20 protein-coding genes are annotated in these 24,003 nt (G+C 65.1%); 13 read left to right on the forward strand and 7 right to left on the reverse strand.

All coding sequences use genetic code 11. The features are described 5' to 3' along the window. The 3 genes from AC1D0P_RS07005 to AC1D0P_RS07015 form a co-directional block, all read right to left on the reverse strand. Window positions 1-344, reverse strand: a 344-nt coding sequence (locus AC1D0P_RS07005) for a rhodanese-like domain-containing protein (protein ID WP_477676060.1), incomplete at its 3' end; no start/stop codon positions are given. A gap of 10 nt (window positions 345-354) precedes the next feature. Next, entirely contained in the window at window positions 355-1,257 is a 903-nt protein-coding gene (locus AC1D0P_RS07010) for a DMT family transporter (RefSeq protein ID WP_477676061.1), read from the reverse strand. A gap of 100 nt (window positions 1,258-1,357) precedes the next feature. Next, a complete protein-coding gene (locus AC1D0P_RS07015) occupies window positions 1,358-2,476 on the reverse strand; it encodes an aromatic ring-hydroxylating oxygenase subunit alpha (RefSeq protein ID WP_477676062.1) in 1,119 nt (372 codons plus the stop codon). A gap of 281 nt (window positions 2,477-2,757) precedes the next feature. On the opposite strand from AC1D0P_RS07015, the gene AC1D0P_RS07020 reads away from it, so the two are divergent. The 6 genes from AC1D0P_RS07020 to AC1D0P_RS07045 all read left to right on the forward strand — a co-directional run bounded on the left by AC1D0P_RS07020 (window position 2,758) and on the right by AC1D0P_RS07045 (window position 9,986). Then, the gene (locus AC1D0P_RS07020; protein ID WP_477676063.1) at window positions 2,758-3,015 is read left to right on the forward strand and encodes an exodeoxyribonuclease VII small subunit; all 258 of its coding nucleotides are present in this window, start codon (window positions 2,758-2,760) and stop codon (window positions 3,013-3,015) included. 56 nt (window positions 3,016-3,071) lie between these two features. Continuing rightward, window positions 3,072-3,992 (forward strand): polyprenyl synthetase family protein, encoded by a 921-nt coding sequence (locus AC1D0P_RS07025; protein ID WP_477676064.1) that lies wholly within the window; start codon window positions 3,072-3,074, stop codon window positions 3,990-3,992. A gap of 59 nt (window positions 3,993-4,051) precedes the next feature. Next, a complete protein-coding gene (gene dxs / locus AC1D0P_RS07030; protein ID WP_477676065.1) occupies window positions 4,052-5,962 on the forward strand; it encodes a 1-deoxy-D-xylulose-5-phosphate synthase in 1,911 nt (636 codons plus the stop codon). Between the two features lie 282 nt (window positions 5,963-6,244). Then, window positions 6,245-7,324, forward strand: a complete 1,080-nt coding sequence (locus AC1D0P_RS07035) for a TRAP transporter substrate-binding protein (RefSeq protein ID WP_477676066.1) — start codon at window positions 6,245-6,247, stop codon at window positions 7,322-7,324. A 267-nt stretch (window positions 7,325-7,591) separates the two neighbouring features. Then, window positions 7,592-8,671: a TRAP transporter substrate-binding protein gene (locus AC1D0P_RS07040; RefSeq protein WP_477676067.1), complete on the forward strand. Its 1,080-nt coding sequence runs from the start codon at window positions 7,592-7,594 to the stop codon at window positions 8,669-8,671. Window positions 8,672-8,906: 235 nt separating this feature from the next. Then, window positions 8,907-9,986, forward strand: a complete 1,080-nt coding sequence (locus tag AC1D0P_RS07045) for a TRAP transporter substrate-binding protein (RefSeq protein WP_477676068.1) — start codon at window positions 8,907-8,909, stop codon at window positions 9,984-9,986. An 81-nt stretch (window positions 9,987-10,067) separates the two neighbouring features. On the opposite strand, the gene AC1D0P_RS07050 is transcribed toward AC1D0P_RS07045, so the two are convergent. The 4 genes from AC1D0P_RS07050 to selD form a co-directional block, all read right to left on the reverse strand. Continuing rightward, window positions 10,068-10,577, reverse strand: a complete 510-nt coding sequence (locus AC1D0P_RS07050) for a hypothetical protein (RefSeq protein WP_477676069.1) — start codon at window positions 10,575-10,577, stop codon at window positions 10,068-10,070. Window positions 10,578-10,695: 118 nt separating this feature from the next. Continuing rightward, on the reverse strand, window positions 10,696-12,237 hold the full coding sequence (locus tag AC1D0P_RS07055) for a TRAP transporter large permease (RefSeq protein WP_477676070.1): 1,542 nt from the start codon (window positions 12,235-12,237) through the stop codon (window positions 10,696-10,698). A 47-nt stretch (window positions 12,238-12,284) separates the two neighbouring features. Continuing rightward, window positions 12,285-12,893, reverse strand: coding sequence for a TRAP transporter small permease subunit (locus tag AC1D0P_RS07060; protein WP_477676071.1), 609 nt, complete (start codon window positions 12,891-12,893; stop codon window positions 12,285-12,287). Window positions 12,894-13,075: 182 nt separating this feature from the next. Further along, window positions 13,076-14,152, reverse strand: coding sequence for a selenide, water dikinase SelD (selD, locus tag AC1D0P_RS07065; RefSeq protein WP_477676072.1), 1,077 nt, complete (start codon window positions 14,150-14,152; stop codon window positions 13,076-13,078). A gap of 272 nt (window positions 14,153-14,424) precedes the next feature. Here selD and AC1D0P_RS07070 point away from each other — a divergent pair, with 272 nt between their 5' ends. The 7 genes from AC1D0P_RS07070 (at window position 14,425) to AC1D0P_RS07100 (ending at window position 24,000) form a co-directional block, all read left to right on the forward strand. After that, window positions 14,425-15,045 carry a hypothetical protein gene (locus AC1D0P_RS07070; protein ID WP_477676073.1) on the forward strand — a complete coding sequence of 207 codons (621 nt, stop codon included), beginning with the start codon at window positions 14,425-14,427 and terminating at the stop codon, window positions 15,043-15,045. Window positions 15,046-15,157: 112 nt separating this feature from the next. After that, window positions 15,158-15,775, forward strand: a complete 618-nt coding sequence (locus tag AC1D0P_RS07075; protein ID WP_477676074.1) for a hypothetical protein — start codon at window positions 15,158-15,160, stop codon at window positions 15,773-15,775. A gap of 285 nt (window positions 15,776-16,060) precedes the next feature. Further along, the gene (locus tag AC1D0P_RS07080) at window positions 16,061-18,940 is read left to right on the forward strand and encodes a hypothetical protein (protein WP_477676075.1); all 2,880 of its coding nucleotides are present in this window, start codon (window positions 16,061-16,063) and stop codon (window positions 18,938-18,940) included. Then, window positions 18,858-19,379, forward strand: coding sequence for a tail fiber protein (locus AC1D0P_RS07085; protein ID WP_477676076.1), 522 nt, complete (start codon window positions 18,858-18,860; stop codon window positions 19,377-19,379). Before AC1D0P_RS07080 ends, AC1D0P_RS07085 begins: the two co-directional genes overlap by 83 nt. Window positions 19,380-19,414: 35 nt before the next feature. Further along, the gene (locus AC1D0P_RS07090; RefSeq protein WP_477676077.1) at window positions 19,415-20,797 is read left to right on the forward strand and encodes a hypothetical protein; all 1,383 of its coding nucleotides are present in this window, start codon (window positions 19,415-19,417) and stop codon (window positions 20,795-20,797) included. Between the two features lie 20 nt (window positions 20,798-20,817). Then, on the forward strand, window positions 20,818-21,672 hold the full coding sequence (locus tag AC1D0P_RS07095) for an FkbM family methyltransferase (RefSeq protein ID WP_477676078.1): 855 nt from the start codon (window positions 20,818-20,820) through the stop codon (window positions 21,670-21,672). After that, complete coding sequence (locus tag AC1D0P_RS07100) at window positions 21,673-24,000, forward strand: glycosyltransferase family 2 protein (RefSeq protein ID WP_477676079.1); 2,328 nt, start codon at window positions 21,673-21,675, stop codon at window positions 23,998-24,000. Window positions 24,001-24,003 lie beyond the last annotated feature (3 nt).

Raw genomic sequence — 24,003 nt, forward strand, 5'->3', positions numbered from 1 at the left:
CCGTTGCGGTCGTAGACAACGGCCTGCATGTCGTTGGCAAAACCGACGCTGGAAAGCCAGGTGGCGAACTTCTCGCGATTGGGCAAGGGGTGGCGCCCGCCGGACGCGGGCGCGTCGGCGCCGCTGGCGGTGATCACCCCGTGGGCGCCCGGTACACCGTGCTTGGCGCTCAGCGCGGTGTCCAGGTTGGCATACACGGCGCCGGGGATGTGCGAGGCCAGGTACTGCTCTTGCCCGGCGTTGGGCTTCATCAGGTCGAACGTGCAGTCGAAGATGCGCAGCGGCTTTGCGGATGCGACCAGGGCTTGCAGTTGCTCGGCGGAAATCAAGGTGGTGTAGCTCATGGGAAACTCCTTAGTGTTCTTCAGCGGGTGCATTGGGCGCGGCGCGCGCGCGCAGAACAGTGGCGGCAATCGCGCTCACGATGATGAGCGCCATGCCGGCCCAGCCAATCAGGGGAATATTGTCGCCAAACACGATCAGGCTGTAGAGGGCCGCGAACACAATCCCTGAATATTGCAGGTTGGCCACCATCAATGTGCCGCCGTGGTTTTCCGACATGGAGTAGGCCCTGGTCATGGCCATCTGGCCCAGCGACGCCAGGATGCCTATAGGCGGCAGCCACAGCGCGTGCTGCCAGTTCCAGGGCGTCACGCCCATGATCGCCATACCCAGCGCGCCGGCCACCGCCGTTCCTACGGCAAAGTAAAACACCGTGCGGGTTTCGGGTTCACCCATGCGCGAGATCGCCATGACCTGCATATAGGCAAAGGCGGCGCCCAGGCCCGACATCAGGCCCACCAGGCCGGCGAAAGTCTGGTTCTGGTCTATGGCCGGGCGCAGCAGCATGACCACACCGATGAAACTGGCAAGAATGGCCATCACCAGGGGCCCCTGGCTGGGTCCTTTCTGTCCGGCCTTGCCCAGCATCAGCGCGCCACCGACCAGGAAGGCGGCGATCCACACGCTGCTCATGTAGTTGAGCGTCATGGCGGTGGCCAGCGGCAAATGGGCGATCGCGTAAAACCAGGCCGACAGCGACATCACGCCGATCACGCTGCGCCAGGCATRCATGGCCGGATAGCGGGTGCCGAGGGTGATGCCGCGCGCGCGGGCGTAGGCCGCCATGAAGACGATGCCCAGGATGCCGCGGTAGAACACCAGCTCGGCGCTGTTGAAGTGCTCGGACGCGTACTTGACGCAGACCCCCATGGTGGCAAACATGAACGAGGAAAAAATCATCCAGACGGCTTGCATGGCGGGTAATGGGCTTTAGGGGAAGAGGAGGGTGGAACGAAAAATGGCTGCCGTCCCACGAGCACGCGGGACTGCAGCCATCATATGCACAGGTGCACGGTCAGATCATCTGTGTGGTTTTGCTGGCGCCCATTTCGCGGCGGTACCACTCGTGAAAGTGCTGCATGCCGTCTTCCATGGGGCTTTGGTAGGGGCCGAACTCGTTGTCGCCGCGCAGCAGCAGGGCCTTGCGGCCGGCGTCCATGCGCAGGGCGATTTCATCGTCTTCGACGCAGGTTTCCATATAGGCCGCCTGCTGCGCCTCGATGAACTCGCGCTCGAAGGCGCAGATTTCCTCGGGATAGAAAAACTCCACCACGTTGAGCGTCTTGTCCGGGCCCCGCGGATGCAGCGTGCTGACCACCAGCACGTGGGGGTACCACTCGACCATCACGTGCGGGTAGTAGGTGAGCCAGATCGCGCCGTACTTGGGCGGCACGCCTTTGCGGTACTGCAGCACCACGTCGTGCCATTTTTTGTAGGTGTCTGTGCCGGGCTTGCCGAGCTTGTCGGACACGCCCACCGTCTGCACCGAATAGTCGGCCTCCAGTTGCCAGCGCAGGTCGTCGGTGGTGACGAAGCCGCCCAGCCCGGGGTGGAAGGGGCCGACGTGGTAGTCCTCGAGGTAGACCTCGATGAAGGTCTTCCAGTTGTAGTTGCACTCGTGCAGGTGCACCTTGTCGAGCTGGTAGCCGGAAAAATCGAGGTCGGCGTAGGTGGCCAGCTGCGACATCTCGGCCGCGACGTCGCGGCCGTTGTCCTCGAACACCAGGCCGTTCCAGGTGGTGGTCTTGTAGCGGTTCAGGTTCAGGCAGGGGTCGATCTCGAAGTGCGGCGCGCCTATGAGCTCGCCCGAGGTGTTGTAGGTCCAGCGGTGCAGCGGGCAGACGATGTTGCTGCCGGTGTTGCCGCGCCCCTGCAGCATGGTCGACTGGCGGTGCCGGCAGACGTTGGAGATCAGCTCTATGCCCGAGGCATTGCGCACCAGCGCGCGGCCTTCGCCTTCGTGCGGCAGCGCGTAGTAGTCGCCCAGGTTGGGCACGGCCAGTTCATGGCCCAGGTAGCGCGGCCCGTGCGCGAACAGCTTTTGCTGCTCCCGCTGGTACAGGCCCGCGTCAAAGTAGCTGGAGATCGGGAGCTGGCTGGTGGCCTGCAGGAGACGAAGGCTGAGATCAGACATGCAAATTTCGGTGAACATGCCGCCGCGCGAGGCTTGGAGGCAGTCGACAAACGAGGGAAGCAGGCTGAGCGACAGCCCACGGATGAAAACAAGGCCGGGTATCCCGCAGCGGCGATGCCGTTGTTATCGAGAACTGTTATCAATTGTACCCGTGCGGGGCAAATCCGGGGACTTGGCGCGCCGCCGCCGGATAATGCGAACATTGCAATTTCAAGCCCGGAACGCCGGGGCCTGCAATCCGTCCGCAACGGCCTAAAATCAAGGCCTTCATCCAAAGAACCATGGCCAAAAGCGCTTCATCCTCCGCCTCTCCCACGCCCGCCGCCGCGGCGCTGCCCGCCAGCTACGAGGCGGCCCTGCAGGAACTCGAGGAACTGGTGGACAGCCTGGAGTCCGGCCAGTTGCCGCTGGACCAGCTGCTGACCGGCTACCAGCGCGGCGCGCAGCTGCTCAAATTTTGCCGCGACAAGCTCGAGGCCGTGGAAACCCAGATCAAGGTGCTGGAAGGCACGGAACTCAAGCCCTGGGTGCAGGAGTAGGGGGCGCGAGCCACCCTCCAGGCATCCGATGAACCAGATACAACCAGAGACCCCGATTGAACGCCCCTGAAAAACTGCCCCTGTTCACCTTGAGCGACTGGAGCGCAAGGCAACTTGCCAGCGTCGAGAGCGCCCTGTCCCGCTGGGTCGCCTGCCCCACCGATTCCCCCGCGCCCGCGGGCCTGGGCGACGCCATGCGTTATGCCGTGCTCGACGGCGGCAAGCGCCTTCGCCCGCTGCTGGTCATGGCCGCCTGCGAGGCCGTCGGCGGCAATGCCGAAGCCGCCTTGCGCGCCGCCTGCGCGGTCGAACTGATCCACGCCTATTCGCTGGTGCACGACGACATGCCCTGCATGGACAACGACGTGCTGCGCCGCGGCAAGCCCACAGTGCATGTCAAGTTCGGCCAGGCCCAGGCGCTGCTGGCCGGCGACGCGCTGCAGGCCCTGGCCTTCGAATTCCTCACGCCCGAGGGCGGCGCCGTCGACGCCGCCACGCAGGCGCGGCTGTGCCGGATGCTGGCCCAGGCGGCCGGCTTCCAGGGCATGGCCGGCGGCCAGGCCATTGACCTGGCCAGCGTGGGCATGCCTTTGAATTCGCAGCAGCTGCATGAAATGCACCGCCTGAAAACCGGTGCGCTGCTGGAAGCCAGCGTCATGATGGGCGCGGCATGCGGCGCGGTGACACCCGCCGCGCAGCAAGCCCTGCGCGACTACGGCGCGGCGGTCGGCCTGGCCTTCCAGGTGGTCGACGACATCCTCGACGTCATCGCCGACTCCGCCACGCTGGGCAAGACCGCCGGCAAGGATGCCGCCCAGGACAAGCCCACCTTTGTTTCGCTGATGGGGCTGGAGGCCTCCAAGGCCTACGCGCAGCAGTTGCTGGCCAAGGCCCTGGCCGGGCTGGACGCCAGCGGGCTGGCCCGCACCGAGGCCTTGCGCGCGCTGGCCGACATGCTCGTCAACCGCCACCATTGACCAGGACTGAACGACAGACAGGGACAGAGGACCCGGCCTCGCCATAACAACGACACACGATGTACCCATTGCTCGAAACCATCCACAGCCCCGCCGACCTGCGCAAGCTGCCGCGCAGCGGCCTGAAACCCCTGGCCGACGAACTGCGCGCCTTCGTGCTCGACAGCGTCTCCAAAACCGGCGGGCACCTGAGTTCCAACCTCGGCACCGTGGAGCTCACGGTGGCCTTGCACTATGTTTTCAACACGCCCGAAGACCGCCTGGTGTGGGACGTGGGCCACCAGACCTACCCGCACAAAATCCTCACCGGCCGGCGCGAGCGCATGGGCAGCCTGCGCCAGTTCGGCGGGCTGTCGGGTTTCCCGCGCCGCGATGAAAGCGAGTACGACACCTTCGGCACCGCGCATTCCTCGACCTCGATCTCCGCCGCGCTGGGCATGGCGCTGGGCGCCCAGCAAAAGGGCGAAGACCGCCATGCGGTGGCCATCATCGGCGACGGCGCCATGAGCGCCGGCATGGCCTTCGAGGCCTTGAACAACGCCGGCGTGCACGACCACTGCAAGCTGCTGGTGGTGCTCAACGACAACGACATGAGCATCAGCCCGCCCGTCGGCGCGCTGAACCGCTACCTGGCCCAGCTCATGAGCGGTCGCTTTTACGCATCGGCCAGGCATATGGGCAAGCAGGTGCTGCGCGTGGCGCCGCCGCTGCTCGAACTCGCCAAGCGCCTGGAGTCGCATGCCAAGGGCATGGTGGTGCCGGCCACGCTGTTTGAGAACTTCGGCTTCAACTACATCGGCCCCATCGACGGCCACGACCTCGAGTCCCTGGTCCCCACGCTGGAAAACATCAAGCACCTGATGGACACCCAGGGCGGCCCGCAGTTCCTGCACGTGGTCACCAAAAAAGGCCAGGGCTACAAGCTCGCCGAAGCCGACCCCATCGCCTATCACGGCCCCGGCAAGTTCGACCCGGCCATGGGCCTGCAAAAATCCAGCGCACCGGCCAAGCAGACCTTCACCCAGGTCTTCGGCCAGTGGCTGTGCGACATGGCTGAACACGACGCCCGCCTGGTCGGCATCACACCGGCCATGCGCGAAGGCTCGGGCATGGTCGAATTCCACAAACGTTTTCCCGGGCGCTACCACGACGTCGGCATCGCCGAACAACACGCGGTGACCTTTGCCGCCGGCATGGCCTGTGAAGGGCTCAAGCCCGTGGTCGCGATCTATTCGACTTTTCTGCAGCGCGGCTACGACCAGCTGATCCACGACGTGGCCCTGCAGAACCTGCCCGTGGTGTTCGCGCTCGACCGCGCCGGCCTGGTCGGCGCCGACGGCGCCACGCATGCGGGCGCCTATGACATTCCCTTCCTGCGCTGCATTCCCAACATGAGCGTGGCCTGCCCCGCTGATGAACGCGAATGCCGCAAGCTGCTGTCTTCCGCCTTTGAGCAAAACCATCCGGTGGCCGTGCGCTATCCGCGTGGCGCCGGCGCCGGCGTGGAACCCGAAGCCGGGCTCGAGGCACTGCCTTTCGGCAAGGCTGAAGTCCGCCGCCAAGGCGCGGGCGTCGCCATCCTCGCCTTCGGCACGCTGCTCTACCCGGCCCTGCAGGCCGCCGAAAAGCTGGGCGCTACCGTGGTCAACATGCGCTGGGCCAAGCCACTCGACACCGAGCTGCTGCTCAAAGTCGCGGCCGGCCATGAAGCCCTGGTCACCGTCGAAGAGGGCGCCATCATGGGCGGCGCAGGCAGCGCCGTCAGCGAAGCCCTGCAAGCCGCCGGTGTCAACAAACCGGTGCTGCACCTGGGCCTCAAAGACGAGTTCATCGAACACGGCGACCCCGCCAAACTGTTGGCCCTGCAAGGGCTGGATGCAGCAGGCATCGAAGCGGCCGTCGTCGCGCGTTTCGGTGCACTGCTCGAGTCAGGCAAGCCCGCCAAACCAACGCTCAAGTCCGTCGCCTAAGCACAGACTTCGCCACGCCTCTCAACCCAGCAGGGGCCGCGGAACCGGCTTTGCCGGGCCGCAGGCGCAGCGGCCCCATTCGTGATGAAAGGGGCAGGGAGCTACACGAAGTGCGCGACCGTGGGGGCCACATCTTCAGGTTGGTGTCAGGTCTTCAAGGGTAAACCCGCCCGGTCGCTACCCCCTCCATTTCTAGAATTCCCCAGGGCCCGCAAAAGCAGGCAGGCTGGCGCGTGCGTCGCCCACGAATTTTTATTTTTCACCTTTCGGAGAGTCAAGCTGATGGATCGTCGTTCACTCATCAAGCACGCGGGCATTGCCGGCGTTCTGGCCGCGGGCGTTGCGCCCGCCGTTCACGCACAGGCCGCCGTTCGCTGGCGCCTGGCGTCCAGCTTTCCCAAGTCGCTGGACACGATCTACGGCGGCGCGGAAACCTTCGCCAAGCACGTCAAGGCGATCTCGGGCGGCAAGTTCGAAATCTCCGTGCACGCGGCCGGCGAGTTGATGCCCGCCTTCGGCGTGGTCGACGGCGTGCAGCAGGGCTCCATTGAAGCGGCCCACACGGCGCCGTACTACTTCTTCGGCAAGGACGAGACCTTCGCCATCGGCGGCGCGATCCCCTTCGGCCTGAACAGCCGCCAGATGAGCGCCTGGACCTTCGAGGGCAACGGCCTGAAGCTGATGCGCGAGTTCTACGCCAAATACAACATGATCAGCTTTCCCTGCGGCAACACCGGTGCGCAGATGGGCGGCTGGTTCCGCAAGGAAATCAAGACGCTGGCCGACATGAAGGGCCTCAAATTCCGCGTCGGCGGCTTTGCCGGCAAGGTCATCGAACGCCTGGGCGGCGTGCCGCAAAACATTCCCGGCGGCGAGATCTACCAGGCGCTGGAAAAAGGCACCATCGATGCGGCTGAATGGATCGGCCCCTACGACGACCAGAAGCTGGGCTTCAACAAGGTGGCGCCCAACTATTACTACCCCGGCTGGTGGGAGGGCGGCCTGCAGCTGGACCTCTACATCAACCAGAAGGCCTACGACGCACTGTCGCCCGAATACAAGGCCATCGTGGAAGCCGCCAGCGCCGCGGCCCACGTCGACATGCAGGCCAAGTACGACGCCAAGAACCCCACCGCCCTGAAGCAACTGGTGGGCGCCGGCGCCAAGCTGCGGCCCTTCCCCGCGGATGTCATGAACGCGGCCTTCAAGGAATCCATGAAGCTCTACGAAGAGCTGTCCGCCAAGAACGAGAACTGGCGCAAGGTCTACGCCGATTATTCGAAATTCCGCGGCGACCAGAACCTGTGGTTCCGTTTCACCGAAGCCACCTTCGACCGCTTCATGCAAAGCCAGAAGCTGTAAGTTAGCACCCCGCCCAGGCAACTGCCTGGGCTCCCGGCCCGAGCACGCCTGTACGCAGCGCGTGCCGGGAAAAAGCCGCCCCTGCCGGGCGGTTTTTTTTTGGAGAAATCTGTTGCGATCTACGGGTAAGAACGGGGTGGGTTTATGAAAAAGAGTGACAAAGTGTCCATGCTCCGCCGGCGTGTCCGGGGCGCTGCAACTATTGCAGTACCCGGCCCCGCTACGGACCCCCTACGGAAAACTTCTATAACTTCAGGAGAGAGTTTTATGGATCGTCGCTCACTTATCAAAAATGCCGGCATCGCCGGCGTACTGGCGGCCGGCGTGGCGCCCGCTGTTCATGCCCAGGCAGCCGTTCGCTGGCGCCTGGCATCGAGCTTTCCCAAATCGCTGGACACCATCTTCGGCGCGGCCGAGGTGTTCGCCAAGGCCGTCAAGGCCATGTCGGGCGGCAAGTTCGAGATCTCCGTGCATGCGGCCGGCGAACTGATGCCCGCCTTCGGCGTGGTCGACGGCGTGCAGCAGGGCTCCATCGAGGCGGCCCACACCGCGCCTTATTACTTCTTCGGCAAGGACGAATGCTTTGCGCTGGGCTGCGCGATTCCCTTCGGCCTGAACAGCCGCCAGATGAGCGCCTGGATGTACGAGGGCAACGGCATGAAGCTGATGCGCGAGTTCTATGCCAAATACAACATCGTCAACTTCCCGGGCGGCAATACCGGCGCCCAGATGGGCGGCTGGTACCGCAAGGAAATCAAGTCCGTCAAGGACATCAAAGGCCTGAAGATGCGCATAGGCGGCTTTGCCGGCAAGGTGCTGGAGCGCATAGGCGGCGTGCCGCAGAACATTCCCGGCGGCGAGATTTACCAGGCGCTGGAAAAGGGCACCATCGACGCCGCCGAATGGGTGGGCCCGTATGACGACCAGAAGCTGGGCTTCAACAAGGTCGCGCCGTTTTACTACTATCCCGGCTGGTGGGAGGGCGGCCCCGAGCTGGACTTCTTCATCAACAACAAGGCCTTCGAGGCGCTCACGCCCGAGTACAAAGCCATTGTGGAGGCTGCGGCAGCCCAGGCCCACGGCGAGATGCAGGCCAAATACGATGCGAAGAACCCGGCGGCCCTGAAGCAACTGGTCGGCGCCGGCACCAAGCTGAGGCCTTTCCCCAACGATGTGATGAACGCCGCGTTCAAGGAAGCCATGGCCTTGTATGAGGAGCTCAACGTCAAGAACGAGAGCTGGAAGAAGATCTACGCCGACTATTCCAAGTTCCGCGCCGATCAGAACCTCTGGTTCCGTTTCACCGAAGCCACCTTCGATCGCTTTATGCAAGCGCAGAAACTGTAATTCCCGCGGGGCCTTCGTGCCCCGTCAGGAATTTGCAAGCCGCCTCTCGCAGGCGGCTTTTTTATTTCCGGAAACCTAGGGGTAAGAACGGGGTGATTTTGAGAGTGAAAGCTGACAGAATCCGGGGCTGACTTCGCTTGAGCACGCCGCCCGTACGGGCCGTGCCGGCTTGAGCGGTCCGGCGGGTTCCCATTCAGGGTCCGCGCATTCGACAACCCCTTCAGGAGATAGTATTTTGGATCRTCGCTCCCTTATCAAAAACGCCGGCATTGCCGGCGTTCTCGCTGCYGGCATCGCCCCCGCGGTTCACGCACAGGCCACCATCCGCTGGCGCCTGGCTTCCAGCTTCCCCAAGCCGCTGGACACCATTTACGGCGGCGCTGAAGTGTTCGCCAAGAAGGTCGGCGAGATGACCGGCGGCAAGTTCCAGATCAGCGTGCACGCGGCCGGCGAACTGATGCCCGCCTTCGGCGTGGTCGACGGCGTGGGCCAGGGTTCCATCGAAATGTGCCACACCGTGCCGTACTACTTTTTCGGCAAGAACGAGGCCTTCGCCATCGGCGCGGCCATTCCCTTCGGCATGAACTCGCGCCAGATGTCGGCGTGGATGTACGAGGGCAACGGCCGCAAGCTCATGAACGAGTTCTACGCCAAGTACAACCTGGTGAGCTTCCCCGGCGGCAACACCGGCACCCAGATGGGCGGCTGGTTCCGCAAGGAAATCAAGACCGTCGAAGACCTGAAGGGCCTGAAGTTCCGCATCGGCGGCTTCGCCGGCAAGGTGGTTGAGCGCCTCGGTGTGGTGCCGCAAAACCTGCCGGGCGGCGAAATTTACCAGGCCCTCGAAAAAGGCACACTGGACGCCGCCGAGTGGGTCGGCCCTTACGACGACCAGAAGCTGGGCTTCAACAAGGTGGCTCCCTTCTACTACTACCCCGGCTGGTGGGAAGGCGGCCCTGAAGTCGACTTCTTCATCAACAACAAGGCGCTCGATGCGCTGCCCGCCGAGTACAAAGCCATCATCGAAAGCGCGGCCTCGCACGCGCACATCGACATGCAGGCCAAGTATGACGCCCGCAACCCGACCGCCCTGAAGCAGCTGGTGGGCGCCAAGACCAAGATCCTGCCTTTCCCCAAACCCGTGCTCGACGCTTCGTTCAAAGCCTCGATGGACCTGTACGCGGAACTTGCCGACAAGAACCCCGACTGGAAGAAGATCTACAGCGACTACCGCGCTTTCCAGAAGGACCAGATCCTCTGGTTCCGCTTCGCCGAGTCGCGCTTCGATACCTATATGCAAGGCGTCACTCTGTAAGAGTTGCCCGTGCATAAAAAAACCGCGACACGTCGCGGTTTTTTTTCGCCAGCCCTTTTTTAGAGGGCAGTGAGGCGTGCTTTAGCGTTGACTGCGGAAAGTCTTGAGTTCGCTGACCAGGCGTTCGAACTCCGCCACCATCTCCGGCGACGACGCATAAAACACCGCGAACTTGCCCATCAGCGTGCGCACATACAGGCGTGGCGCGATCAGCCATTCGAGCCCGCGCACGCGGATCAGCTTGCCGTAGGCCAGTTCGCGCAAGTCCATGTGCTTGTCCCAGACCCAGCTCTGGTGCAGGCCCTGCTCGTCGAGGCGCGTGACGCTGCGCAGGATGTGCCACCAGGTGTAGGCCACCAGCAGCAGGCCGGCGATGAACCAGCCGCCGCCGGCCGATGCACCCGAGGCCCTGCCGGCCAGCCAGGCCTGCACAAAGGCCGCGGCCAGGGCCAGCACGATGACGGTCGCCAGGATCTTGAAGGTCACGGAAAACGCCTGCCCTGAAATGCTCCCGCCCTTGGGCGTGAACTTGAACGGTGGCGGGCCGAAGTAGGGGCTGGGAGTGGGTGTGGGGGTGGGAGTGGAATCCATGGAGGGGGCTGGTGTGGGTGTGAGGCGGGCAGGCGCGGAAAGCTGGGCAGTGGCGCAGGGTAGCAAAAAAAACGCCCCTCGCGAAAGGGGCGTTGCAGTCCTGCGATGCGCAGGCGGATTATTTGGTCTTGAACAGCTCGTCGACTTTTTTCTGCWCGTCGTCGGCGCTCGGTTCGGCCGGCGGCGCCAGCGGGTCGCTGCCTGCCGCGCCGCTGGCCCCACCCGCGGGCGGGGTCGCGCTGTCGTCGGCCGGGATTTCGATCTTGACCTTGTCCAGGTCTATCACCGCGGGCTTGTCGAGGAAGATGGTCACGGTCTGCGGCACGAAGATCACGATCGCCACCAGGATCAGCTGCATCGCCACCCAGGGAATCGCGCCCAGGTAGATGTCGTTGGACTTGATCGGCTTGGGGATGCGCCCTTCCTTGAACAGCGTGTCGGCGATGCCGCGCAAATAGAACAGCGCGAAGCCGAAGGGCGGGTGCATGAAGCTGGTCTGCATGTTCACGCACAGCAACACGCCGAACCAGATCAGGTCGATGCCCAGCTTGTCGGCGACGGGGCCCAGCATCGGCAGGATGATGAAGGCGATCTCGAAGAAGTCGAGGAAGAAGGCCAGGAAGAAGATGAACAGGTTGACGGCGATCAGGAAGCCGGTCTGGCCGCCCGGCAGGCCGCTGAGCATGTGCTCGACCCACTTGGCGCCGTCCACGCCTTGGAACACCATCGAAAAGACACGCGCGCCAATCAGGATGAACACCACCATGGCTGTCAGGCGCATGGTGCCGACCATGGCTTCCCAGATCAGCGGCCGGGTCAGGCGCTTGTGCATGGCCGCCAGGATCAGCGCGCCCACCACGCCCATGGCGCCGGCTTCGGTCGGCGTGGCGATGGCGGTGTCAATGCCGGGGAGGCCGCCCATGGAGCCCAGCACCGCGAAGATCAGGATGGCAGAGGGGATGATGCCGCGCAGGCACTTGCCCCACAGCGCCCAGCCATTGAGCGTGCGCGCGGTTTTGGGGACGCCGGGCACATGGTGCGGCTTGAACACGCCGAGCATGAAGGTGTAGCCCGCAAAGATCAGCACCTGCAGGATGGAGGGACCCCAGGCGCCCTTGTACATGTCGCCGACGGAGCGGCCCAGCTGGTCGGCCATCACGATCAGCACGAGGGAGGGCGGCACCAGCTGGGTGATGGTGCCCGAGGCCGCCAGCACGCCGGTGGCGTAGCGCATGTTGTAGCCGTAGCGGATCATCACGGGCAGCGAGATCAGCGCCATGGCGATCACCTGTCCGGCCACGGTGCCCGTGATGGCGCCCAGGATGAAGCCGACGATGATGACCGAGTAGCCCAGGCCGCCCTTGGCGGGGCCGAACAGCTGGCCCATGGAGTCCAGCATGTCCTCGGCCAGCCCGCACTTCTCAAGGATCGCGCCCATGAAGGTGAAGAAGGGAATCGCCAGCAGCAGCTCGTTCGACAGGATGCCGAACATATTGAGCGGCAGGTTGGACATGAAGCTGGCGGGGAACCAGCCCATCTGGATGGCCAGGAAGCCCGAGGCCAGCCCGAGCGCCGCCAGCGAGAAAGCCACGGGGAAGCCGATCAGCATGATCAGCACGAGGCCCGCGAACATGATCGGGGCAAAATTTTCCATCTGCATGGGGTAGTCCTGAAAGTATTTTTATGGGAACGAGCGATGCAAACGGATCACTGGACCGGTTTTTCGTAGTGCGTGTCCATCTCGAACTTGCCCTGGAGATAGCAGATGCGCTTGATGATTTCCGAGATGCCCTGCAAAAACATCAGGCCGAAGCCCACCGGCAGCAGCAGCATCGCGGGCCAGCGGATCAGGCCGCCGGCGTTGCCGGACACTTCGCCGGAGGTCAGGAGTTTGCGTAGAAATCCAAACAGGCCCAAATTCTGGATCGTGTCGCCGGCCGTCATTCCACTCGACAGCATGCTCGCGAACAGCGGCCAGCTCAGGTAGGACAGCAGGCCCATCACGGGGATCAGGAAGAAAAGCAGGCCGAAGATGTCCACATAGACGGGCCCGTTGCCCTTGAGCTTGCCGTAGATGATGTCGACCCGCACATGTTCGTTGAGCTTGAGCACGACGGGCGCGCCCAGCATCACGGTGGCGGCGAACAGGTACCACTGGATTTCAAGCCAGCCGTTGGAGCTGATGTCCAGGCCGTAGCGTACGAAGGCGTTGCCCGCCGAGATCAGTGCGGCCAGCAGCACCGTCCAGGCGGCGATCTTGCCCAGCCGCGTGGTCAGCCAGTCATAGGCCAATGCGAGTTTGAGGAGTGCGGACACGGGGGATGTCTCCGATCTGTTTTTTTGAATAAGAAAGTACCCAAGCGGGGACGTCGAGGCATGAATGGTACGACGGATGCCAGCTCCCGCACTGAATAAAGACTGACAAAAAATTTCCGGGTTTACCCTAGGGTTTTACGGTCTGTGCGAGACTCCCGCGCGTTTTTTACGCGTAGGGCGTTTCAACGAACGGCCATCCCCTGTCCTGCGGCGACTTCCCCAATAACCGCTGCCTCGGCAAAGCCCTGGGCCCGAAAAATCGCCAGCACCTCGGCGGCGCTGTCCGCACTGCAGGACACCAGCAGCCCGCCCGAGGTTTGCGGGTCGCTCAGCAAGGCTTTGTCCACCTCGGCAAAGCCCGCCGGCAACATCACTTCATGGCCGTAGCTGGCCCAGTTGCGTCCTGAAGCACCCGTCACGCAACCTTGCGTTGCGAGTTCGCGCGCACCGGCGATCAGCGGCACGCGTTGCCAGTCGATGCGGACCTGCAGGCCGGCGCCGCGCGCCAGTTCCAGGCCGTGGCCGGCCAGGCCGAAGCCGGTGATGTCGGTCAGCGCGTGCACGCCTTCCATGCGCGCGAGTTCAATGCCGGGCTTGTTGAGCTGCGTGGTGAGCGCCACCATGCGGGCATAGCCCCCGGCATCCAGCACCTCCTTCTTGAGCGCTGCTGAAAGAATGCCCACACCCAGCGGCTTGCCGAGCACCAGCACGTCGCCGGCGCGCGCGCCCGAATTTTTCTTGACGCGCGAGGGGTGCACCAGGCCCATCACCACCAGGCCGTAGATCGGCTCGACCGAGTCGATCGTGTGGCCGCCCGCGATCGGGATGCCGGCATCGCGGCAGACGTCCTGCCCGCCGCGCAGGATGGCGCCTATGGTTTCCAGCGGCAGCACGTTGACGGGCATGCCCACCAGGCCCAGCGCCATGATGGGCGTGCCGCCCATGGCGTAGACGTCGCTGATCGCATTCGTCGCGGCGATGCGGCCGAAGTCGTAGGGGTCGTCCACGATGGGCATGAAGAAGTCGGTGGTGGCGATCAGCGCCTGCTCGTCGTTGAGCTGGTACACGGCCGCGTCGTCCGCGGTTTCAATGCCCACCAGCAACTGCGGGGGAAGGTTGATGCCCGGCAGGTTGCCCGAGTTCCTGAGTATTTCGCTGAGCACGCCGGGCGCGATCTTGCAGCCGCAGCCGCCGCCATGCGACAGGCTGGTGAGCCGGGGCGCGGCGGTGAGTGGCTTGGGGCTGGCTGGCTGGGTCATGGGACAGGTTTCCATTCGGTCGGGAGTGCCGGGGTGCATCGCGCGCGGACGCGGGCCGCAGGCCGCGAGTAAGTGCGTCAAGTTTATGACAAGGCGGTCCCCGCATTCGCGGCGCTTTCAGGGCCGCCGCGCAAGGGTAATTTTCACGCGCGCTCCTGCGCGCCTTTGTAATGGCCTGTAATCGCTTTGGCCATGGGCCATCCCTAGAGTAGCGGCACTGAAACGCAAAGGCCCACCGGCCCCGAGCAGACCAGCCACCACAGGGAATCACCATGGATATCAAACTGCGATTCGTCAACAAGTCCAACGACGGCAACAAGTCCGAGGTGGTGGTCTACCAGAAGAACGTGCTGACCACCATGGCGTCCCTCTCCGTGGCCTGGAAGGTGATCCGCTATTGCGGGCGCGACTGCACGCATCCCTTCGTCTATCCCGACGGCTACGAGGTGTCCATCACCGACGGGCACGCCAACTTCACGCCGCGCCTGAAGGCCCAAAACGGCCAGATGCTGAGCCTGGTCACCACCCCCACCGGCGGCCGGCGCCTGCTGTACACGGGGCCGGCCAGTGCCTCGACCGAACTCGACGTGCTCAACAGCATGAGCCAGGGCGCGGTCGATATCTGCATTTTCAAGGACGGTCGCCTGATGGGCGTGAAGACCTCGGTATCTCCCGGGCAGAAGGCGGTTTTCCAGTACCAGCCGGCGCTGTGGATAGGCGTGGCCTCCGAGATCGTGCAGGGCCAGCCCATGAGCTCGGCGGTGATGTCGAACATCAACACCGAAATCTCGCTGATCGGTATCGCCGGCGCCGACATCGTGATGAGCGGTGGCGGGCCGGGCGAGGGCTCCACGCCTTACGAATTCAATCTCGACAACATTGTCCCGATCTGACAGCGACGCGCAGATCCGGGCACACAGCGTTCGCCTCCGCAGCCACAAAGCTGCGAGGGCAAACAGGCGGTACATGGTGTGCTGCCATCATTTTCATCAACAGGAGAAATTTATGGGCGTTCTACTCAACTTCATCAACAACTCGAACGACACGAACAACTCGGAGGTTGTGATATTCCAAAAGAATGTCGCTACAAACTTCGATGAGTTGTCCGTGGCCTGGCAGGTCATCAAGTACTGCGGCCAGGGCGACAATCATCCCTTCGAGTTCCCTATGGGCATGCAGGTCGGTGCCAGTGACAGCCACGGCAACTTCACCCCTCAACTGGCCGCCAGAAACGGCCAGATGTTCCAGATGGCCTTGACCAGTTCGGGGGATCGCCTGATCGCCGCGGGCACCGGCACCAGCTCCAAGGAAGTGCAGGTGCTCAACAACCTGCCCAAAGGCGCCGTCAACGCGAGCATTTACAAGTCGGGCAAGTTGCTGGCGGTCAAGACCTCGATCGCACCCCAGCAAAAAGCCGTGTTCGAGTTCAAGCCCACCATCTGGATCGGCGTGGTATCGCAAGTCGAGCAGGGCGAAGTCATGAACTCGGCCATCATCTCCAACATCAACACCGAGCTGTCCTTGTTGGGCATTGCCAGTGCGGACATTGTGATGACAGGCGGCGGCCCTGGCCCCAACTCCACTCCGTTTGTCTTCAACCTCGAAAACATCCAGATGTGCTAAGGCTCCCGGCGTCGGCGCCCGGCTGTTCCGCAGCCTTGCGCCGATGCCTGGATCCGGGCGCTGTTCTCCAGGACACACACCGTGAACGAAATGATCAAAAGAAAATGGACTGCCTTGGATGGCTGTCTGGTTTTCGACATCACGATCAATCGCGAGCCGGCCGATGACACTCCGTCATGCGCCGACGTGTCTTGCAAGTCAGGTCCGTCAGAGAGCCAACGGGTCACGATTACCAAGCTGCGGCCAAAGCAAGGCTTTGATTTCAAGTTTMGCTCAGGCTGCTACGTGCGAGGCTACCTGCAGCAAGAAACACCGGTAAACATTGATGGTGTCCCCAATACCGCCATCTTCGCCAACATCCACTACGGCACGAGAGGGCAGGGCGACGACCACCACTTCGAAGGCAACATGGTGGCCTGCCCGACCCGCGGGCCGATTCCGCCACCGGGGCCGCCGGGGCCGCCCATAGAGCCGGATCCCCCCGTCGACCCGGTCGAGCCGATCCCCATCGTCACCAGCCATCCCGACGAACTGTTTCCTTATGTCTATGTGCGGCGCTGGCCCAAGGTGGGCGCCGACGACCTGCTCTACGGCTTCGTCAACTACGTCAGTTCCAGCCCGCCTTCCAGCGGCTTCTTCGGCGACCTGGTGAACGCCCGCAACCTGGCGCAGGGCGCGCGCGAGGCCGCGCAGCAACTGGCCGTGGAATTCATCGACGGCAAGGTCTACGCGGGAGATTTCGTCCGCGACATGAACAGCCTGGCCTGCCCCGTGAGCGAGTTTGCGCAGCTCTTCATGCGCCTGCCCAAACCGGACGACGCACCCGCGGCCTGGCTGGCCAAAGCCTGCGAGCAACTCACGCGGCTGCTGTCGCGCTATGCGCTGGACTGGACTTATCTTGATTCCACCGGTTATGCCAAAGCGCTTGACCAGGTCTGGCAGAGCTATTTCGCCCTGGTGGTCACGCTGGGTTACGACAGCGCGCTGCTCGACGAATTCACCCGCGCGCTGCTGATGGCGCACCTGGTCGAGGTGGCGCTGCAGCCCTTCGAGAGCTTCGCGCAAGCCAATGCTGCCGTTACCGCCGCCAATGCCGTGAATGCCGTGAATGCCGCCGATGCCCCCACCGCGGCTGCCGGCGAAACCCCCGCCGCGCCGCCCGTCCTCGCACCGGGGCTGGATTGCCTGAGCACGCAGCAGATCAGCGCGCTGCTGCAGGCCACGCCCGTGCTCAGCGCGCAGGTGTTCCCGCTGCCGGCGGCGCAGGCCCAGGATCCCGCGGCTTCCCCGCCGCCGGGGCTGCCGGGCTGGATAGAACCTTATGCCATCGGCGACCTGCAGATGGTGCGCCAGCGCCTGCTGCGTTACCAGTGCGGCGAGATCGCGCGCATCGAGAACGTCATGCGCGGCGAGCGCCGCGAGGTGACCCACAGGCGCACCCACCGCCAGCTCGACGAGTCGCACCAGAGCAGCGGCGAGAAGCAGCTGCTGCAGAACGACGCCGCGGACGAACGCAGCAACCTGCAGGAGGAGTCGCGCAAGACGGTGGCCGAGTCCATCGAAACCAACCAGTACAACAAGTTCACCAGCAGCTACGGCCCGCCCACCCAGGCCACGCTGGACGGCTCCTGGAGCAAGACCGTGCAGCCGGGYGCCACGCCGGGCCTGGACGACACCACGCGTTTCGCGCGCGACATCCTCAACAAGACCGTCAACCGCATCAGCCGCAGCGTGAGCCTCACGCGCTCCAGCAGCACCATGAGCCAGACCGAGGACTCGGTGGTCAGCCTGGTCGACAACACGGCCGGCACGCGCAGCCTGCGCGGCGTCTACCGCTGGCTCAACAAGGTCTACGAGGCCTGCGTCGTCAACTACGGCCAGCGGCTCATGATGGAGTTCATGGTCTGCAAGCCCGCCGCCGCCTTCATCGCCGGCGAGCAGGCCTCGGCCGGGCAGGACTTCGTCAAGCCGGTGCCGCCGCTGCGGCTGCACATCGCCACCTTCAAAGACATCCAGCCCGGCAACTACGCCGGCCTGGGCGCCTACTACGGTGTGCTGGATCTCGAGCCGCCGCCGCTGGCGCAGCGTTTCGCCTCTGCCACTCTGCGCGACGGGGAAGAAAAGCAGGTCGCCGTTCCCGCCGGCTATTGCGCCACCAGGGCCTTTGTGGCTTACGTCAGCGCGCCCACGGGGCTGCCGGCGCCCGTGGTGCTGGTGGGGCGGCAGGCCTACACCCCGACCGGCAGCCCGGACGGCATGGCGCTGTTCGGCGAGGACAACAGCGTGCCGGTGTCCGTGCTCGACTACCCGCCCAGCCTGTCGCCGCCCCTTGACCCGCAGGTGCAGGTCAACGTCGAGATCCAGTGCGCGCCTTCCGAGCGCTGCATGGACGAGTGGCGCATCCGCATTTACGCCGCCGTCATGCGCGCCTACCAGGAGCGGCTGGCCGGCTACCACACGCGCGCCGACGGCGGCCCGCAGGGGCGCATCGCCCCACGCTCGCCGCTGGCGAACCGGCAGACCGAGCAGCGCGAACTCCGCAATGCCTGCCTGCGCCTGCTGCTCGAGCGCATGCTCACGCTGACCGGCATGGACTCCCGCGGCGGCGCGCTGTCGCCGCCCTCGGAGTTCGCCGTCTACGAGCCGCGCTACCTCCAGTTCTTCGACGAGGTGCTCGAGTGGAACGAGATGGTCTACAGCTTTTACGCCAGCCCCGGCCTGGGCCCGGGCGGCGCGCAGTTCGAACTCGGCAGCCTGGCCGCCGATGACGACGCGCTGTTCTCCAGCTTCCTGCAGGCCGACCAGGCGCGTGTGCTGCTGCCGGTGCGGCCCGCGCACGTGATGGCGTTTTTGTACTTCTACTCGTCCGGCATGCTGTGGGCCTCCGGCGACCGGCTGGCGCCCGCCAATCCCGGCGACGTCCCCCTGGTCAACGACCTCAAGCAGTCCGGGCCGCAACGCCCCCCGCTGCGGCCCATAGGCCCGTGCTGGGAGGTGGTGGTGCCCACRGCCATGCAGGTGCTCGACGAGCCCGGCGCCGGCACGCAGGTGCTGCCCGGCGCCGCTATCGAGAATGCGGGGAGTGCGGCACCAGGCCTACGTCACCGACCCGCTGGAGGCCTGGGGCTGGATGTTTTGCGACGGCCGCCTGCTGCGCACCTATGACTACCCCGAGCTGTTCGCGGTGCTCGGTTATGTCTACGGCGGCAGCGGCAACGAGTTCCGGATTCCCGACTACCGCGGTTTCTTCCTGCGCGGCAACGGCAACGGCACCGGCACGAAGAACGACCCCGACATCGCCGATCGCAAGGTGCCGCCCGGCGGCCAGGGGCAGAGCAGCGGCGTGGGTTCGACGCAGTCCTTCGCATTGCAAACCCATGCGCACGACTACGACAGCGCGCCCGCGCCGGCAACCCCCTCGTCCAGTGGCACCGCAGCCGGTGCGTCTACCAGCACCTCTGCGCCGACCACCGGGCCGGTGACCGAACAGGGCCAGTCCGCGGTGCAGGTGAGCCTGTACGAAACGCGTCCCATCAACGTCTACGTCAACCACATCATCAAGTTCACCTATGGGTTGACGCCGTTCATGCGGACTTCCGTCTGACCCCGCCCCCAGAAAATTTTCACAGGAGAAACAGCATGGCTTACAGCAAGGTCCGATTCATAGGCTACGTGGTGGACACCGCGCCCAAAGTAAATTCCGATGGGTCCAAAGCCTACCTCGGGCTGGACAACCCGGAATTCGACCTCGAGGCGCGCTGCGCCTTGATGTTCCGCGCCATGGACGCCGCGTTCGATGTGCTGCAGCCGTCCGCCTCGCCGCCCTCGTCGTCGCCGCCTGTGCCCAGTGACACCCTGAATGTCTTCATGGCGCCGGAGTTCTTTTTCCGGGGCCCGGCGGGCGCCTACGGCATGGAGGATGTGCAGCAGATCATCACCAGGCTGCAGGCTTACGCCGCCCTCGCGGACTGGGCCGACTGGGTGTTCGTCTTCGGCACCATCCTCGGCGTGTCCTCGCCCACGCTCAAGGCGCCGCCCTACGACATCGACCCGCTGGCCAACAAGGAGGTCTACAACTTCGCGCTGGTGCAGCAGGGCAACATGATGGCGCAGGGTGACGCGGGCACGGTCGTGGTGATGAAGGAACTCATGTCGGGCGTCGACTTTCTCGCCACCGCGGCCACTGCCAACAGCCTGCTGCTCGGCGAGGTCAACCACCTGGCGCCGTCCACCACGGGCGGGCCGGGGCGCGAGCAGCAGGTGCTCAACTACGACGGCGCGGGCGTGTTCTCGCTGGCCGGCATCACCTGGGGCCTGGAGGTCTGCCTCGACCATCGCGACACCGTGCGCCGCCTGCAGAAGTCGCCGCAGCTGCCGGGCGAGAACCTGATCCAGCTGCAACTGGTGCCTTCGTGCGGCATGGGCGTGCAGGCCCCCAGCGTGGTCACGCAGTTCGGCGGCTATGTGTTCAACTGCGACGGCTCCGGCACCGCGCGCCATTCCACGCTGGCCGAGCAGGTGCCGCCGCTGGCCGATGTGCCGCGGTCCTCCAGCACGCCGGTCGGCAACGGCCAGCTTCCGCTGGACAACGGGACCATGGTGGATATCAGCCACGTCTATCCCAGCGGCCCCGGCGTGGTCAACATCTACCCCGTGCGCGACCTGCCGGCGCAACAGACCGTTCCGGGCCACACCGTGCGGCTCTTCTGGCAGGCCAGCCCCCTTTACCAGTTCGTCTTCCTGCTGGTCTACGACGACAGGGGCAAGTTCGTGACCATGGTCTGCGAACCGCGCAGCAAGCAGACCAACTTCTACGGCAACAACTACTACCTGCCGCTGTCGCTGCAGACGCAGGATTCGCTCAAGCAGAACGTGAGCATCCAGATGGAACTGAAGCCCGGCAGCAGTCCCTATTCGGGCATGGTCTGGTGCAAGATCAAGGTGTCCGACCTTGACTTCCAGGGCAACGCCTTCGCGTTCAGCGCCGACATCTCCGGCGCGGAGCCCTTCACGTGCTGGTGAGCGGCCCAGCGGAGCCGGCCGTGCAAACCAGCAGCGTCCAGGACGACACGCGGCACGCGCTCAGCGTGTCCGTCCACCAGCACGCCTTCCGGGTCCGGGCCGGCGATGCGCGCCAGGACTTCTGGCGCCGTGTCGGCGCCGGCTTGTGGGAGCCGCAGACCTTCGAGGTGTTCCAGCGCTTCCTGCGGCCCGACAGGTCCTATGTCGACATGGGCGCCTGGATAGGGCCCACGGTGCTCTACGGCGCCATGCTGTCGCGCCGCGTGCATGCCCTGGAGCCCGACCCGGTGGCCTTTGCCGAACTGGCCGCCAACGTCGAGGCGAACCCCGCGCTGCGGCCCAACATCGCGCTGTACCCCTACGGCATTGGCCCCGAGAGCGGCCCGCTGCAACTCTATGCGGGCGGCCTGTATTTCGGCGCGCAAAGCGAGTTCGGCGACAGCATGTCCGGCATGCTGGCCGCGCCCGGCGCCGTCGGCCAGCCCTGCCGCGAAGTCCAGGGCATGGACCTGGAGCGCTTCCTGGCCGTCAACGCCATTGACGACTGCAACTTTATCAAGATGGACATCGAGGGCGGCGAGTACGCCGTGATCCCCGGCCTGTGGCGGCGCCTGCCGCAGCTCGGCCTGCCCACGCTGTATGTCTCCTTCCACGCGCCCGAAGCGGCGCGCCGCGAGGCGCTGGTGCGCGCCTGCACCGAGGAACTGCTGCTGTGCTACCCGCGCTTTTACAGCACGGTGGACGCCCGCGCGGTGGCGCTGGAGCAACTGCTCGATACGGTGGGCGACTGGGGCGACGAAGCGCCCGGCAGCCCCTGGCGCAAGCTCGAAGCGCTGCTGGGCGCCGGCCTGCTCGCCAGCTGCGAGGAGTGGTAGATGCCGGCCCCGCAGGAGCGCCAGATCCTGGTCGGCGTGCATGTGGCCGCGCACCACGACGCCCTGGCCGCCACCCTGGCCAGCCTGTTCGAGAACACACCCATGCCCTTCGGCCTGCGGCTGCTGCCCGACCCCGCCGACGAAGCCGCGGCCGCCGCGCTGCAGGCGCTGCTCGACACCCTTCCTGGCATCGCGCAGCTGCCCGGGCCCGTGCATGAAGGCGCGGCCGCCTGCTTTAACCGGCTGGTCGGCGTGCCCGCCGACATCTATGTCTTCCTCGAAAACGGCGCGCGCGTCACGCCCGGCTGGCTGGAGCTGCTGCTGGCCGCGCTCGATGCCGACGCCAGCCACGGCCTGGCCGGCCCCTCGACCAACCGCTGCTGGAACGAGCAGGCCGTGGCCCCGGCCTGCGCCGCCACGCAAGACGCCTTGTGGAACCAAGCCGATGCGCTGGCGGCAAAGTTCGGCAATGCCTGCGTGACACTCGAGCCGCTGCACAGCCTCTCGGACTTTTGTTATGTGGTGAAGAACGAGGTGGTGGCCGCCATCGGCGCAGCCGACACCGCCTATGCCCAGGGCCCCTGCTGGGAGATGGACTACAACATACGCGCCGCGCGCGCCGGCTTTCGCGGCGTCTGGGCGCTGGGGGCTTTTGTGCACCGCGCGCCGCCGTGCCCGCGGCAGTCGCGGCTGCAGGAAACCCTGTTAGACACCAGCAAGCGGCTCTACCAGGACCGCTTCTGCGCCTGGCGCGGCGAGGCGCACCAGCAGCCCCCGCCTCACCACCTGCCTTACCACGCCCATTGCGCCGGTGAGCAGTGCCGCTACTTCGCCATGCCCGAGCGCATGCGCATCTTCGTGCCGCCGGCCGCAGCAGCGCCGCCGCCCGTGCCGGTGCCGGCCGCCGCGTCACCGCTGATGAGCTGCATCATGCCCACGCGCGGCCGGCCCGCCTTCGTCGCCCAATCCATACGCTACTTCCAGCGCCAGGACTACCCCGCGCTCGAACTCATCATCATTTATGAGGAAGACAGCGACCTGCCCGCCGACATCATCAGCGACGCGCGCATACGCTGCGTCCGCATGCCTGCCGGGACCAGCATAGGCGCCAAACGCAACGAAGCCGTGCGCCTGGCCCAGGGCGAACTCGTCGCGCACTGGGACGACGACGACTGGTACGGCGACCAACGCCTGAGCCGCCAGGCCGCGCCCATCCTGCACAACATCGCCGACGTCACCGGCCTCAACGACATGCTCTTCATGGCTCGGCCGCAGGCCGAGTTCTGGGCCGCCAGCCGCGCACTGTTCCGCCGCATGTTCGTCGAGAACGTCAGCGGCGGCACCCTGGTGTTCCGGCGCAGCCTGTGGCAGGCCGACTGCCGCTACCCCGCCACCTCCCTGCGCGAAGACGCCGACTTCCTGCTGAAAATATTGGGCACCGGCGCGCGCCTGTGCCGCGTGCCCGGCCGTGAACTGCAGATCTACGTGCGCCACGACGGCAACACCTGGAAGTTCAAGGAAGGCCAGTACCTGCAGCAAAACGCCTGGACGCGCATGCCCCAGCCCGAGTGCCTGCAGCAGCACCACGAAGACCGCGATTTTTACTTTCCGCAAGAAAAAACCCTTGCTGCCGCGCCACTACTGGCGGCGCCGCGCGCCGCAGCACCATCACCCGCGCGGCCTATGCTGTCCTGCATCATGCCCACCGCCGACCGGCGCGAATTCGTGCCCCAGGCCATCCGCAACTTTCTCGCACAGGACTACCACGGCCCGCGCGAACTCATCGTGCTCGACGACGGCCGCGACAGCATCGCCGACCTGATCCCACCGCACCCCAGCATCCACTACATGCGGCTGGACAGCAAGCTGACCCTGGGCGCCAAACGCAACATCGCCTGTGAACTCGCCCACGGTGAACTCATCGCGCACTGGGACGACGACGACTGGATGGCGCCCGGCTGGCTCAGCTCCCAGGCCAAGGCCTTGCTGGAGCAGGGCGCCGACATCTGCGGCCTGGACAAAGTATTTTTCTACGCACCCGAGGGCCGGCGCGCCTGGCAATACGTCTACGACGGCCGCTCACCCTGGGTCTGCGGCGGCACCCTCTGCTATCGCCGAGAGTTCTGGCGAGGCGCGCCCTTCGCCGAGATCAATGTCGGCGAAGACAATGCCTTTGTCTGGGCCCCGCAGCAAAAGCGCATCGCGATCAACCCCGACCAGCACCTCTATGTAGCCCGCGTGCATGCCCGCAATACCAGTCCCAAGGAAACCTTGAATCGGCGCTGGCGCAGTTATCCGGTGGAGCAGGTGGAGAGTTTGATGGTGTGAGGG

This window comes from Polaromonas sp. P1_G2 (assembly GCF_056405515.1).